A 13991-nucleotide genomic window follows, 5' to 3' on the forward strand; every position below is an offset into this window, starting at 1 on the left:
TCCCTAAATGTTGAAGCGTATATGGCAGACAACAACGCCATGACATGTATTTGAGCTTAGCCATAGTCGCTAATTAGATAAAGGCACCTATACTCATCACTTTAGTGTAAAGAGCGCACGAATGGATTTCGAAAACGTAAGGGTTTTTGTAGATGTAATGGAACACGGAAGTTTTGCGGCCGTAGCTCGTCAACGCAACGTTGACCCATCATCTATTTCTCGCTCGGTAGCAAGTTTAGAATCACAGCTGGGCTTTCGATTATTCCAAAGAACAACCCGCAAGATTGCCCCTACCGAAGCAGCCAGTGAATATTTTTCTCGGGTGAAAGATCTAATTGGTGAGTTTGACCGCGCTAGTGAAGCCGCTCTAGATTTGGTTAGCCTGCCTAATGGCTCTTTACGCATAACCGCTTGTACTTCATTCGGGCAACGAGTGCTAGTGCCGATATTGCCAGAATTTCGTGCCTTGTACCCAGACCTTACGCTTGAATTGTTACTAATGGACAGCCTCGTCGATCTTGTCAAAGAGCAAATCGATGTGGCTATCCGATTCGGGCAACGACCGGAGGGTAATTTCACCGCACACAAATTGGTTTCAAGACGATTTCATGTTTGTGCAAGCCCTACCTACGTAAAAACCAATGGTTCCCCTAACGACCCAGTTGACCTGAGTAAACTTGATTGCCTATTGTTTTCAATGCCGGGGTATTGCAGAACGTGGCAGTTTCGGGATACATACAACAATACATTCGACGTGCCTGTCACCGGGCATTTACTGATATCACATGGGTTGACCATGACCGCTTGCGCTGTGGCGGGTCTTGGCCCCGCTCTATTACCAGACTGGCTGTGTCAAGATGAGATAAAAAGTGGCCTTCTGATCGATATGTTTCCAGACTATGCATGTACCGCAACAGAGTTCGATACTGCGGCTTGGTTAGTCTATCAAAAATGTTCCTATTTACCCGTAAAAACCCGAGTGTTTATCGATTTTTTAAAAGCAAAAATAGTCACCCATGCCTAAAGGTGTTAACGCAAGTTCATAAAAACGTCACTGTCGCTGCAACAAAGAGGAAATAAAATTGAGTGGCATTTTCACCACAAGGCTTCACCACGTTGAACGGGTGTTAAAATAACAGCATAAAAGCCAAGCTATTCATTCTGGCTTAAAGTAAATGTTCAACAATTGTCGAAAATTTAAAATCAGTATCGCGAGATTTTATATCATCACTTTACTGCCCAGCTCTGCAATTTCAAAAATAATCGGTAATAATGTGTCGCTACTCTGGTATTTTACCGTCGAGGCCATATATCGCCTTGTTAAGCCATTTGTTAAATACAGTAAATCTGCATAACTTCGCCAAAATAGGGCCGTTACATGATCATTGAAAAAATCGCGAGTGAACTTCAGGTAAAACCCACTCAAGTACAAGCTGCCGTCACCTTGTTAGATGAAGGCTCGAGTGTCCCTTTTATTGCTCGCTATCGTAAAGAGGCCACAAATGGCTTAGATGACATTCAACTCCGTCAGCTTGAGCAGCGTTTGATTTACCTGCGCGATATTAATGACAGACGTAACGTGATCCTCAAAACGATTGATGAGCAAGGCAAGCTTACAGACCAACTTAAGCGCAGTATTTTAAGCTGCGACAACAAGACCGAATTAGAAGATTTATACCTGCCTTACAAACCTAAGCGTCGCACTAAGGGGCAAATAGCCATCGAAGCAGGCTTACAGCCTCTTGCAGACACTTTATTTGCCGACCCGACCTTATCGCCTGAGTCTGAAGCCGCAAAGTTCATTGCTGCAGATAAGGGCGTAGCTGACGAAAAGGCAGCGTTAGAGGGGGCAAAATTCATCTTGATGGAGAAATTTGCTGAAGATGCAGCATTGCTACAAAAAGTGCGCCAGTACTTAATGGAAAACGCTCATATCAAAAGCAGTGTGGTTAAAGGCAAAGAAAAAGAAGCGGCTAAATATTCAGATTACTTTGCGCACAGTGAACGCCTCAGTAAAATACCATCGCACCGCTGCCTAGCCTTGTTTCGCGGCCGAAATGAGAACTTTCTGCAAGTATCAATGGATGCTGATCCGCAAAAAGAAGAATCAGACAAAAGCTCATTCGGTGAACACATCATTGCCCAGCATCTGGGTTTGAATTTTAGTAACCGTGCGGCGGATGCGTGGTTAGCGAGTGTCGTTCAGTGGACATGGAAAGTAAAAATTGCTCTTCACATGGAAACAGAATTGTTTGGTGTGATAAAAGAAAAAGCCGAACAAGAAGCAATTCAGGTGTTTGCTAAAAATTTAAATGACTTGTTGATGGCGGCGCCTGCTGGGGCGAAAACCACCATGGGCCTTGATCCCGGTTTACGTACCGGCGTAAAAGTGGCAATCGTTGATGCCACAGGTAAAGTGTTAGCCACCAGCACCATATTCCCCCATGTGCCACAAAATTTGTGGGACAAAAGCCTGCGAACGCTAGGTATGCTGTGTAAGCAACACAAGGTGAAGTTAATCAGCATTGGTAACGGCACAGGTTCACGTGAAACAGACAAGCTCGCCGCAGAGGTTATTAAAGCTAACCCCGAACTGGGTTTGAGCAAAATTATGGTCAGTGAAGCAGGCGCATCGGTTTATTCGGCCTCTGAGCTGGCATCAAATGAACTACCCGATATGGATGTGTCGCTTCGCGGCGCTGTATCCATCGCTAGGCGCTTACAAGATCCACTCGCAGAGCTGGTTAAAATTGAACCCAAAGCTATCGGTGTTGGTCAGTACCAACATGACGTAAGCCAAAGTAACTTGGGGCGCTCACTTGACCGTGTTATTGAAGATTGTGTAAACGCCGTTGGCGTGGATTTAAACATGGCTTCGGCCGCGCTATTAAGTCATGTATCAGGCTTAAACCGCACACTTGCCACCAACATCGTAAATTTCAGAGATACCAATGGCGCGTTTAGCAGTCGTAAAGACTTGTTAAAAGTAGAACGCTTAGGGCCAAAAGCCTACGAGCAAGCCGCTGGCTTTTTACGCATAGTAAATGGCACTAACCCGCTTGATGCCTCGGCAGTTCACCCTGAAGCTTACCCTGTGGTCCAAGCCATAGTGAGTAACTCAGGCAGTGCTGTTAATGATTTAATTGGTAACACTGAGCTATTGAAAAAGCTTGAGCCGCAGCAATTTGTGGATGATTCATTCGGGTTGCCCACAGTGACTGATATCATCAATGAGCTACTTAAGCCAGGCCGAGACCCTCGTCCTGAATTCAAAACCGCCACCTTTAAAGAGGGCGTGTCGTCGCTTAACGATTTAAAAGAAGGCATGATTTTAGAGGGCGTAGTGAGCAACGTCGCTAATTTTGGCGCGTTCGTTGATGTAGGTGTCCACCAAGACGGTTTAGTGCATATCTCGGCTATGACTGACAAATACATTTCTGACCCACGGGAAATCGTCAAAACCGGTGACATTGTTAAGGTCAAGGTAATGGAAGTAGATGTGGCGCGTAAGCGTGTGTCATTCACCATGCGCTTGAATGACGATATCAGCGCCAAGCCGAATCAAAGCCGCGGCAACAGTGACAATAAACCTCGTCAAGGCATCAGGCCAAGTGGTAAGACTCAAAATAAGAAACCCGCACCTGCTTCTGCTAATCAAGCGATGGGCAATGCCTTTGCCGATGCCTTTGCCAAAGCGAAAAAATAGAAAAGGTTAAAAGCGAATATGATAACCGGTGACACCGTTCACCGGTTTTTTTATGTCTATAATAAATACATCCTATTTGCTCGTTGGTCGCCACTTGACTGGGGTAACCTTTACACAGCCTTTACATACCCGACAGAAACTATCAATCCTTCTTTAACGTCATACACACAGAAAACGCTTTCCAATAATTGATAACGTGAGTCCATTATGACGATGAAAAAACTACTTCCTTTAACGCTTGTGGTACCTATTGTATTAAGTGCCTGCGCAGGCAAGCCTAAACCGCAACCTAAAGAGCCCGATATGCTCGCTACAAACATCAAAAATACTAACAAGAAAGTGTTTAATTTCAGTATTAGCGCGAACCAAAACTCGGTTAGAAGTAAACTAGAGCATGGCGGTGCTGACGGCCCGCCACAGAAGAGAGGTAACAAGAACAAAGCCAAAAGTGACGATCCGAAAGAAAGACGACTCGATGAACTATTTGCCCACCTTGAAACGAAGCTCAGCGAGTCAGGTTATTGCCGTGAGGGCTACACCGAAATAGACACTTACGAATCAAGTAGTCGACTGCATATCCTCGGCATGTGTAACGAAACGGCCACCCCAGAGGATAAACGTAAATTCGCCAATAATTACGGTTATTAATATGAGCGGTGTTTGTGAATTTAATTTATAGGAAGTTTGGTCGATGGCGCTGGTGATAAATACCAGCTTTATTAGGCTGAGAAATTCAAACCATAGCTTTTGGGTTCGCTTACCCCTTGGTAAAACCGTTGAACAACACGCTCCGCTACTAAGGTATTGTCGTCTCTGCTAGCTTGAGTAGCAAATGCACTGCCTGCCTCACTAGCAAAAACGTCACCTAGTTGCTCACTTTTCAAGGTGGCTTTAGCGACTTCAGATGTATCTAGGTCTCGGATTGGCGTACCTTCATCAGTACCGCGTACTATTTCATCTAACTCAGGGCCAAATTCTGATTTGGCAGTCGATTTACCTGCCGCATTTACATTTTCACCTTGGGTATCACTCTGTGTATCATTTTGAGCAACAACACCAACACCTTCACTTTTTTCTTCTGCTAGCTCTTTGCGTGCTTCAAACGTTTTTTGGCTGGCTTCAGCCGCTACCCTCAAGTCTTGCGCCGAGGGCTCAGCAGGAGCGAGAGCTGCAGATTTGACTTGCTGCATTTTGCGAATAGTGTCTTCAGGAGAATTCTCAACTGATACATCAATAGACACCTCTCCGCCTGTGGCATAACGCTTGCCGTCCGGTCCGGTTGTGTACTCATACTTGGGTGCGCCAGCGTATTGGCCACCTGTGTTGGCATGAGCTTGCTCGTGAGTACGTACTTCAGTATCGCGTTTTTTCAACTCGTCTATTTGAGCTTTTTCTTGCTGCTCTTGCTGGGCTTGTTGTTCTTGTTCAGCGTCTTGTTTACCCGCACTTTCTTGCTGGGCGTTGTCCTGATCAGCGTTTTTCTGAATATCCGATGCAGGTTCGCCTTGGGATTGCACTTGAGGGCGCTCATATACAAGAGGTTGAGCAGGGCTTTTTACTTTGTCATGATCACTGGCTAATCCCGATTCTGCGGCTGAATTTTCAGACCCAGTCAACGCTGGTACTGTTTCGCGCAGGGTATTATCTCTGCGCGCAGCTTCAGTGTTGATATTGGCGGTAGTAAAAACAACCGCCGTTGGGATAGGCGTTACAATGTTCATTTTATATCTTAATGATACCTATTGGTTAGTGAACCTATGCAAAGGTGTCTAGTAAAGTGCCTATGGTGTCATTAGCTACATCTACTACTTTAGCTGAGGCTTCAACTCCTATCGCACCTGTTTGAAGCTCTATCACGCTACTAGTCAGGTTAGCACTGGATAGGCTGCCCTGCTGTGCATCGCCATTTAAGCTGGCAATCTCTCTGGATGCCTGCGTAACTTGCTCTGTGCCGCGCTGCACGCCCTGTAAACCACTGGCAAAAGCGCCGCTGATGTTGCTGTTATTTGAAATGTCCACACTGAGTACCTCTACTAACCTCTCGTGGTTAATTATTAACCAAAAAATGTTATTTTAACAGCGACTTTTTACCTGAGGGTGTTTTCCATCAGATCAACCAGGAAATCCTCTGTGTGCGATATAAATGGCGCATGTGAAGCATGGGGGAAAATCGTAACACTGTGATTTTTAGCTAAGCTTTGCTGTACATACCCTTGAAGCTTTACAGGCACTAAGCTATCAAGGCGCCCCAACATCCAATGTATCGGCATTTTCAAAGCCGCTATTTGGTCTCTTAAATCAACATGCTCTAAAATATCTAACCCCGCTGTCAGTGCGGCAATATCCGCCTGGGGCGACGCTTCTATGCTGCTTTTTATCTTTCTAATATCTGTTTTCGCTGAATCACTGCCCATGGCCTGTATTGCCAAAAAGCGCTCTATAGTTTTGCTCAGGTTTTTCACTAGTTGCTGCGAAAACGCTTGCAGAATATTCGGATCAATCCCCGCCCAATCATTGCCTTTTTGGAATTTGGGTGATGTGGCTATCAGTATCAACTGTTTAACGTTCGTAGGCTCAAGTAATGCAACATGTTGAGCAACCAAGCCACCTAACGACCAGCCTGCAAGCACACTGTTCTCAGGGAGCACATTTGCCACACACTCAGCCAGATTTTTTAAATCGTACGGCTTAGGCATTATTTGATTGTTCTCACCAAAACCTGGCAAATCAACATAAGTAACGCTGAAATGTTGCTCGAGCTGCTTGGCTATTGGCTGCCAAACACCGCTATTCACTCCCCATCCATGAAGTAGAACGAAATTAGGACCACTGCCTACCGTACGTGTTTTCAAAGTCGTGTGCATATAAATCTACTACCCTTAAGAACTGGTGTGTCAGTGTAGAGATGAAAAAAGTGAAATCAAGTGAATGGCTTAGAAGTGCTCACCCTTAATTGGCTAGGGCTTACAAAAGTGAAAAGCATACAAGCGGCCAAAATAGCACAACAATGTTTGCTGTGCAGGCAAGACAGCGACGCGCTTATTTGTGATTACTGCAGGGATGACTTAACCTTGTTTGAGTGTGAAAAATACGACTACAATTTATTGAATTGGCCCAAAGCGAAACGCGGTTTAAAGCATCTGACGGCAAATAACGTGTTAGCGCTAGCTGATTATCAGTGGCCTCTGTCGCGATTACTCACTAGCTTGAAGTTTTCTAATAAAATCCTGCACGCCAACGCTTTGGCCAAACTTTTTGTTGCACATGCGCTGAACAGCCGCTGCGCAATGCCTCAAGCGCTCATGCCAGTTCCGCTGCACCCGAGGCGCTATCAAGAACGCAAATATAATCAAAGTATCGAGTTAGGGAAACGCATTTCAGCCCTAACCGGCATCCCGTTAGTGACTGATGCGATCACTCGACATAAAGCCACACAAACGCAAACGTCTCTCTCCAGCGCTCAGCGAAAAGCCAATATGAAAAATGCGTTTACGCTTCAGCGTCCCCTAAGCTATCAACACATCGCCATATTGGATGACGTGATCACCACAGGCGCTACCGTTGAGGCCGTGCACCAACTGCTAAATAAGCATCATCCAAGTTTACGAGTGGATGTATGGTGTATGTGTCTTACCCTGGAGCATTAATTAAACTGGACAAGAATATTGCATTGCTCAACAAACGCCTTGTTCCGCGCCAATAACCACGAAAGTTTGGGTTGTCGGTAAACGCAATCACTTTACCTTTTCCAACACTGTGAGCCACGATAGAAGCGCTATTATTAATAAGCTCTTGCAACTCATCAGCAGCGTAACCAGACACGAGGGAGCGTGAAGTGTAACGCCCAACTGTGATAAACGGCGTTTTGGGCGCACGCATCACGACTGTGCTGTTTTTAAATGAAGGTAAATGCGAACGGGGAAAGCCAAAGGTAAGTGGATGACTGGTATCTAATTGCGTCTCAAATACCGCCCCTGCGATACGCTGCTTAGCCGCTAATCGGTCTTTATCTGCGTAGGTTAAGTCTTTTTTGGAAAACGCACGTTTGATTTCATCTTCATTTAAAAACGATGCCTTAAGCCAGTCTTTGTCAGCAAACCATTTTGCCGCTGTTCGCTGGCCTATCATTACTCCACCCGCAGACAACCATTTTTCCAGCGATCTAACTGTTTTCTCGGGTACGTCAGAATAATCTCCGCTAACCCAAATGATGTGACTATAGCGAGAGAGATCAAGACGAGAAAAGTGAGGTAAATCAGTGACAGTGACAGGCATCCCCACCACGGTATCCAAATAATGCCACGCTTCACCCACTTCATATTGTGATGTGCCATCACCGCCAACTAGCAACACTTGAGGGCTCTTGACGGCGAACATTTCACGGCTGCCAATGTCGATACCTTGTGCCGTTAGGCCTGATAAAATGGGCCAAATTTTAATGCTCGTTTCATTTGCAGCGCGATTAAGCAATGCCACTAGGTTGTCAGGCTGTTTCAGCGCTAATGGGATCAGTACCGAACCCGCGCTAAAACTAATATTACCTTGATCGGTTGCGGCAGCAAAATCAGATCCTGCAATTTTAACTTGCACGCCCTCGCGGAGCAGTTGGCTTAGTAACTTAGGTGCTTTTGAGTCGGCCCAAGAAAATCCATACGCGTACGCGCTCTCAGTATTTATTGAGAGAGTATTTTTCGGCTGATTATTGGGCTCATTGGCAACAGGCATTTTGCGCCACAACTTTCGCTCCACTGGGGAGTATTGAATATTGAATGCAAGTGGTAAGTTCCAGCTTGATACATCATAAAAACTATTATCATTAAAGCTTTTACGCTCAGAGAAAAGCGATTTCACTAAGCGATATTGAGGCTGGTTTAACGGCACAAAAATACTGGTCAGTGGTTGATAAGTCAGATCATCTACGCGCATTTCTTTATCCAAGTAATTATACCTGATTTGATGTTGCTGCAATATCGACTTAAGGTCAGAAAAGCGGGTTGCATCTTGTGATTCACTAAGAAGATAACCCACCGTTTTATCGTCTTTTATCAGTTCGTTGGTTTGTTCAGTGAATTCTGTTGGGTAAGCCAACAACTCGGCTTTATTGGCCAGTGCCCCCTTGAACGTTGAAAGAGACGTGGTGACTTGATTTTGAATGGTATCAGTGAAATTCAGTTCACCATTGATAGACTCCTGTTTATGTCCACGACTGCTGGCCTGCTCAAATAGAATCCCTATGCTACCTTGGGCGTCTGGATACGTCGAGCCTTTGCCATAATAGAAATCATCGTAGGCTTCTTGAGTGAAATACAGCTGTTTTGTTTCATCCAGCGCAGCTGCATGAAATTTGGCTAGCTCGGCTGTCAGTTCGGTATTACGTTCGGGCGTCCAAGGATTATTACGCGACGCGATCCCCGGTTGAAAGAAATAGCTACTATTGGTACCCATCTCATGAAAGTCTGTAAGTACATGGGGGCGCCAGCGCTGAAACTGCGCAATACGCGCCTGTGATTCAGGGTGCGTCAGCAATAACCAGTCGCGGTTTAAATCAAACATATAGTGGTTTGTTCGACCACTCGGCCAAGGCTGCTGATGCTCTCTGTGATTTGAGTCTGCCACTAATTGCTGGCCACGATTGCCATTCGCCCACTGGGCAAATCTTGCTAAGCCATCAGGGTTAATGCTCGGCTCCATGAGTACTACGTTATTTTCAAGCAATTGCTGAACAGCCTCATCTTGCGCTGCCGCTAAATAATAAGCCACCAGCAATGCTGCATTGGCACCGGATGATTCATCACCGTGTACGCTGTAGCCCATCCACAATATGAGAGGATCATCTGAGGCACTTTTTTGCCCGAACGAAGCGAGGTGATTGTTACGAATAGATTCAATATTTTGTTGGTTTTTAGCTGCCGTAAACGTCAGTAACAATAGAGGCCTATTTTCATGGGTTCGGCCGGTTTCCTGCAGTGACACTCGATCAGATTTGTCGGCCAAAATGCGCATGTACTCTACTAGTTGATCATGGCGCACATGCCATTCACCCACAGACGCCCCGAGGACTTGGGAAGGGCTAGGGATAGCATCGTTAAACTGCGTATTGGCGGGTAAATATTCGTTATCGGTGAGCGCTTGCGCCGAGACAGACAAAAAAACAGAACACACAAAACCCCAAAACCAACCGCACTTCATACGTTTACACCTTTTGTTACATCAAAATCAGTCTAAAAATCATCCTGAAAGGTTCGCATGTTTTAGCTGAAATTGACATAAGTAAACATTATTACTTGAGTGTTTTAGTCAAGTAATTTTGATACAATCTCGATATGTTTCAAATACAGGACCTTTTTTATGATTTCTATCTCAGATACAGCCCAAGCGCATTTTTGTAAATTGCTTGAAAAACAAGAGCCTGACACTAATATTCGGGTTTTTGTCGTTAACCCCGGTACGCCTAGCGCTGAATGTGGTGTTTCCTATTGCCCACCAGACGCCGTGGAGTCAACCGACACCACCCTAGAATTTAATGGGTTTGATGCCGTTGTTGATGCAGAAAGTGCTCCTTTTTTAAGTGAAGCAGAAATTGACTTTGTGACTGACCAAATGGGCTCTCAATTAACCCTGAAAGCACCAAACGCCAAAGCGCGTAAAGTTGATGACGATGCCCCACTAGAAGAGCGCATTAATTATATGATTGAAGCAGAGATCAATCCGCAACTTGCCAGCCACGGCGGTAAGGTTATGCTGATGGAGATCACCGAAAAAGGTGAAGCTATACTTCAGTTTGGCGGCGGTTGTAACGGCTGTTCAATGGTTGATGTGACGCTTAAAGATGGTATTGAAAAGCAAATGTTAGCCCAATTTTCTGGCGAGTTAACAGCAGTAAAAGACGCTACCGAACATGAAGCCGGCGAGCACTCTTACTACTAATTAGTCGTTAACATGCTTAAAAAGCAACTGAGTAAATTAGTCGCTGATCCACATAAAAGCTGGGGTCGTTTTAAATACGGCCTCGGCTTTTTTGTTATTGGCGTCATACTGATACTCATTGGCAGTCAAAATTGGGTGTGGCTGCAAATTCCAGGACTGATAGGGCTTGGCATTGGCTGTGTGTTGGCCTTGTATGGCTATATAGGTATTTTGGCCTACCGCATGCAGAATGCGTTTAGTTTATCAAACGCCCACCGCGATAAAGATAAGCAAAGTAACCGCCAAGACTAAGGCCCCGCCCGAGCATTAACAACAACAATGCTACCCACAAAGCATAGTTTTGATATTCTTGCAGTAGCCACCAGCTAGGAAAAAAGAAAAACGTGGCGCTAAGCAACATACTGTTTTGCATTGCCTTTGCTCGTGTTAGCCCCACAAACACGCCGTCCAGTAGGAAACACCAATGACTCACGATGGGCAACAACCAGATGATGAATAGGTACTGCGCAGCGAAGTTTCTAAGTTCTGGCAAATCCGTCAGTATTGCGATGATCTGCTGACCAAATACTACAAAGCTTAAGCTGTAACCGCCGGCCACTACGGATGACCAAAATAAACCGCGCATTACCACGCGATTAATTTCACTGGCGTCCTTTTTCCCTTTAGCTTCACCTGTTAACGCCTCAACAGCGTAAGCAATGCCGTCTAACCCTAGCGCAATCAGTGCAAAAAATTGCATGATAATCGCGTTGCTCGCGGCCGTTAATGGCCCAAATCTGGCCCCTTGAAAAATAACGAACGCCAAGCACAATTGCAGTGCCAAATTACGCACAAAACTATAACCGTTTAGGCTCATCAGCTGCGCCAATGAAGACCACCGCCACAAGCCCCAATGAGGCCTTTGTAAGCCCATTCCTTTTATCGCCACCCAAACGCCAAGTATCAAAATACTGTATTCAGCAGCAACACTTGCTACCGCGACACCCTTAACGCCTGCATCGAACACGAATACCAGTAAGACACTTAACCCAGCATTGAGTAAATTGGCAAATATTTGAATATAAAGAACTTGCTTTGTTTTTTGTTGGCCTATCAGCCAGCCAATGATGGCCAGATTGACTAAAGCGGCTGGAGCCCCGGTAATACGCACACTAAAATATTGTTGAATAACATTAAGAAGTTGCGCTTCTGGTTGAGCGAAATGAATTCCTAATGTCAGTAGAGGTGTTTGCGCGGCCCATATTGCCAGACCGATAACCAAAGCTACGCTGCAGCTTTGCCAGAACACACGACTCTTGTTTTCATTGTTTTGCTCGCCTTTGGCCTGGGCGCTTAAGCCTGTGCTCGACATACGAATAAAGCCACACAACCAATAGGTCTGAGTTAAAATTAGAGAGGCTATTGCTGCGCCAGCCAGATAATGACTACTGCCCATATGACCTAACACAGCAGTATCGACCATACCAATAAGTGGCGTGGTTATATTGCTTAAGATCATTGGTAGCGCTAACAGAATCAGCTGTTTATGAGAGGCCAAGTGCCAAAAACGGTGTTGTTCACGAGCTGGAGATATAGCCAAGAAAAATCTCACTTAATAGATAAAAAATAAATATGGGAAAGCAGTTTCTCGTCCGCTATGCACTAAGCATTCAATGTTACACTAGCGCCATTCAAAGCCTCACAAAGGGAACATTATGGATCGTATCATTTTTTATGTAATGGTTTGTCTTGGTTTTTGCATCTCAATCAACTATGCCCAAGCCAGTGACAACGCGGTTATCCTTCTTTATCACCACGTGAGCGAAGATACGCCTGCTTCTACCAGTGTTTCACCCGACACATTTAACGAACATATGACTTATTTGGCTGAAAACTATAATGTTTTACCATTAAAAGACATAGTTACTACGTTACAAAACGAGCAGCTCCTACCTGAAAACGCTATCGCGGTAACCTTTGATGATGGCTTTAACAACATTTATCAAAACGGTCACCCGATACTCGCTAGGCTCAACTTACCGTATACGGTTTTCATCAATCCTGACTTGGTTGGTAAGGTGAATTATCACTTGAGCTGGGAAGACATGCGGGCCATGACTAAACAAGGTGCCAGCTTTGCCAACCATAATTTACGTCATGAGCATTTACTTAATCGGTTAGCCAATGAGAGTGATGAAGCATGGCTAGCTCGTCGTATCAGCGATATTCAACAAGCCGAAAAATTACTAGAAGATAATTTAAACGTACGAGATAAATTCTTAGCCTATCCTTACGGTGAATACTCCCCTGAACTACAAAAACAGCTTACACAATTAGGTTACGTGAGCTTTGCTCAGCACTCTGGTGCTATTGCAAGCTTTAGTGATTTTTCAGCGCTTCCGCGCTTTCCGGCAGCCGGTATTTACGCGAATTTGGCACGTCTAAAAGTGAAAATGGCCAGTCTTGCTATGCCAGTACAAAATCCATCGCCAAATACACCACTCGTTAGTGGCGAACCTTTTACCTTCGAATTCAGCGTGCAAAGCGATGATATAAACAACGCACAAATTACCTGCTATTTTCAGGGTGATGCACAGAAAATCACCGTGAACCAGGCATTGATCAGAGTGGATTTTAAACAAAAATTGCCTGCCGGGCGCTCCAGAATAAACTGCACAGCGCCGAGCAAACGCGCGCCCTCACGTTATTATTGGTACTCAAAACCTTGGTTTATTACCTCAGATAAGGGGCAGTGGTTAGATTAAAGCGTTTTTCTCATATGCAGGTAGGTGCCCAATTTCATTGGGCTGCTATCCACAGTAGAGCGCTCAATGTTAAAGCCAAATTTTTGATAACAATGTATAGCGGGCGCATTGTCTTGCTTAACATCTAAGGTAAGAAATTGTTTGCCTAACTCATTAGCCTTTTCTGTAAAATGAGTTAGGAGTTCACTGCATAGTCCTTTTCGCTGAAACGCCTTTGCAACACCGATATGCCCGATACACAATTCATCGTCTGCAGGACGAGCAAATACTTGCTGTAATGACTGGCATCGATTCAACACTTCAAGAACATCAGTACCTTGGTAATACTGTGTCATGCTTTCAAGAGTTGCTTGTACATACATTGCCCCCATTTCACGTTGCCATGCACAGCCTATCCCAGCAAGTTGCCCTTGCAACTCTATGACCCAATGATTACCAAAGCCAAATTGGCCATGTTGATGTAAAAAAGCTTGGTTCATGTAACTGCGCGCAAAATATTGATGCTGCAGGGATTGTTGGTTAAATAAAAGGGGAATGGCTTCAGGCGCAGAAGAGATAATCAAGGCTACCGCTTCTTGCGTGTCTTGAGCTGTTGCCTGACGTACGCGAGGCAC

The 13991-nt window shown here is 45.0% G+C and carries 13 protein-coding genes; 7 read left to right on the forward strand and 6 right to left on the reverse strand.

The window, feature by feature from the left end; genetic code table 11:
- The first annotated feature begins 121 nt into the window (after window positions 1-121).
- The 3 genes from AC0VYA_RS21485 (at window position 122) to AC0VYA_RS21495 (ending at window position 4354) form a co-directional block, all read left to right on the forward strand.
- A complete protein-coding gene (locus tag AC0VYA_RS21485) occupies window positions 122-1024 on the forward strand; it encodes a LysR family transcriptional regulator (protein ID WP_475489622.1) in 903 nt (300 codons plus the stop codon).
- Window positions 1025-1378: 354 nt separating this feature from the next.
- A complete protein-coding gene (locus AC0VYA_RS21490) occupies window positions 1379-3706 on the forward strand; it encodes a Tex family protein (protein ID WP_475489623.1) in 2328 nt (775 codons plus the stop codon).
- Window positions 3707-3913: 207 nt separating this feature from the next.
- Complete coding sequence (locus tag AC0VYA_RS21495) at window positions 3914-4354, forward strand: hypothetical protein (protein ID WP_475489624.1); 441 nt, start codon at window positions 3914-3916, stop codon at window positions 4352-4354.
- Between the two features lie 71 nt (window positions 4355-4425).
- Here the strand turns inward: AC0VYA_RS21495 and AC0VYA_RS21500 are convergent, their stop codons facing one another.
- The 3 genes from AC0VYA_RS21500 to bioH form a co-directional block, all read right to left on the reverse strand.
- The gene (locus AC0VYA_RS21500; protein WP_475489625.1) at window positions 4426-5427 is read right to left on the reverse strand and encodes a putative metalloprotease CJM1_0395 family protein; all 1002 of its coding nucleotides are present in this window, start codon (window positions 5425-5427) and stop codon (window positions 4426-4428) included.
- Between the two features lie 34 nt (window positions 5428-5461).
- Complete coding sequence (locus AC0VYA_RS21505; protein ID WP_011576914.1) at window positions 5462-5725, reverse strand: hypothetical protein; 264 nt, start codon at window positions 5723-5725, stop codon at window positions 5462-5464.
- A gap of 68 nt (window positions 5726-5793) precedes the next feature.
- Window positions 5794-6570, reverse strand: a complete 777-nt coding sequence (gene bioH, locus AC0VYA_RS21510) for a pimeloyl-ACP methyl ester esterase BioH (RefSeq protein ID WP_475489626.1) — start codon at window positions 6568-6570, stop codon at window positions 5794-5796.
- 108 nt (window positions 6571-6678) lie between these two features.
- Here bioH and AC0VYA_RS21515 point away from each other — a divergent pair, with 108 nt between their 5' ends.
- Window positions 6679-7353: a ComF family protein gene (locus tag AC0VYA_RS21515; RefSeq protein WP_475491108.1), complete on the forward strand. Its 675-nt coding sequence runs from the start codon at window positions 6679-6681 to the stop codon at window positions 7351-7353.
- Here the strand turns inward: AC0VYA_RS21515 and AC0VYA_RS21520 are convergent.
- Entirely contained in the window at window positions 7337-9895 is a 2559-nt protein-coding gene (locus AC0VYA_RS21520; protein WP_475489627.1) for a M14 family metallopeptidase, read from the reverse strand. The two genes, AC0VYA_RS21515 and AC0VYA_RS21520, sit on opposite strands and share 17 nt — an antisense overlap.
- A gap of 159 nt (window positions 9896-10054) precedes the next feature.
- Between AC0VYA_RS21520 and nfuA the strand changes: the two genes are divergently transcribed.
- Together nfuA and AC0VYA_RS21530 are read left to right on the forward strand one after the other, a co-directional pair.
- Window positions 10055-10633, forward strand: coding sequence for a Fe-S biogenesis protein NfuA (nfuA, locus tag AC0VYA_RS21525; protein WP_011576918.1), 579 nt, complete (start codon window positions 10055-10057; stop codon window positions 10631-10633).
- 12 nt (window positions 10634-10645) lie between these two features.
- Window positions 10646-10924, forward strand: coding sequence for a hypothetical protein (locus AC0VYA_RS21530; protein WP_041714148.1), 279 nt, complete (start codon window positions 10646-10648; stop codon window positions 10922-10924).
- Here AC0VYA_RS21530 and AC0VYA_RS21535 read toward each other — a convergent pair.
- Window positions 10869-12212, reverse strand: coding sequence for an MATE family efflux transporter (locus AC0VYA_RS21535; RefSeq protein WP_473477067.1), 1344 nt, complete (start codon window positions 12210-12212; stop codon window positions 10869-10871). The two genes, AC0VYA_RS21530 and AC0VYA_RS21535, sit on opposite strands and share 56 nt — an antisense overlap.
- 115 nt (window positions 12213-12327) lie before the next feature.
- On the opposite strand from AC0VYA_RS21535, the gene AC0VYA_RS21540 reads away from it, so the two are divergent.
- A complete protein-coding gene (locus AC0VYA_RS21540) occupies window positions 12328-13377 on the forward strand; it encodes a polysaccharide deacetylase family protein (RefSeq protein ID WP_473477069.1) in 1050 nt (349 codons plus the stop codon).
- Here the strand turns inward: AC0VYA_RS21540 and AC0VYA_RS21545 are convergent.
- Window positions 13374-13991, reverse strand: a complete 618-nt coding sequence (locus AC0VYA_RS21545) for a GNAT family N-acetyltransferase (RefSeq protein WP_475489628.1) — start codon at window positions 13989-13991, stop codon at window positions 13374-13376. The two genes, AC0VYA_RS21540 and AC0VYA_RS21545, sit on opposite strands and share 4 nt — an antisense overlap.

This window comes from Paraglaciecola sp. QJM3NY_14 (genome assembly GCF_056173245.1).

Bases quoted from the DNA above. Each gene is read 5' to 3' on its own strand.
- AC0VYA_RS21485 (WP_475489622.1), top strand. From the start codon at position 122: ATGGATTTCGAAAACGTAAGGGTTTTTGTAGATGTAATGGAACACGGA.
- AC0VYA_RS21490 (WP_475489623.1), top strand. From the start codon at position 1,379: ATGATCATTGAAAAAATCGCGAGTGAACTTCAGGTAAAACCCACTCAA.
- AC0VYA_RS21495 (WP_475489624.1), top strand. From the start codon at position 3,914: ATGACGATGAAAAAACTACTTCCTTTAACGCTTGTGGTACCTATTGTA.
- AC0VYA_RS21500 (WP_475489625.1), bottom strand. From the start codon at position 5,427: ATGAACATTGTAACGCCTATCCCAACGGCGGTTGTTTTTACTACCGCC.
- bioH (WP_475489626.1), bottom strand. From the start codon at position 6,570: ATGCACACGACTTTGAAAACACGTACGGTAGGCAGTGGTCCTAATTTC.
- AC0VYA_RS21520 (WP_475489627.1), bottom strand. From the start codon at position 9,895: ATGAAGTGCGGTTGGTTTTGGGGTTTTGTGTGTTCTGTTTTTTTGTCT.
- nfuA (WP_011576918.1), top strand. From the start codon at position 10,055: ATGATTTCTATCTCAGATACAGCCCAAGCGCATTTTTGTAAATTGCTT.
- AC0VYA_RS21530 (WP_041714148.1), top strand. From the start codon at position 10,646: ATGCTTAAAAAGCAACTGAGTAAATTAGTCGCTGATCCACATAAAAGC.
- AC0VYA_RS21540 (WP_473477069.1), top strand. From the start codon at position 12,328: ATGGATCGTATCATTTTTTATGTAATGGTTTGTCTTGGTTTTTGCATC.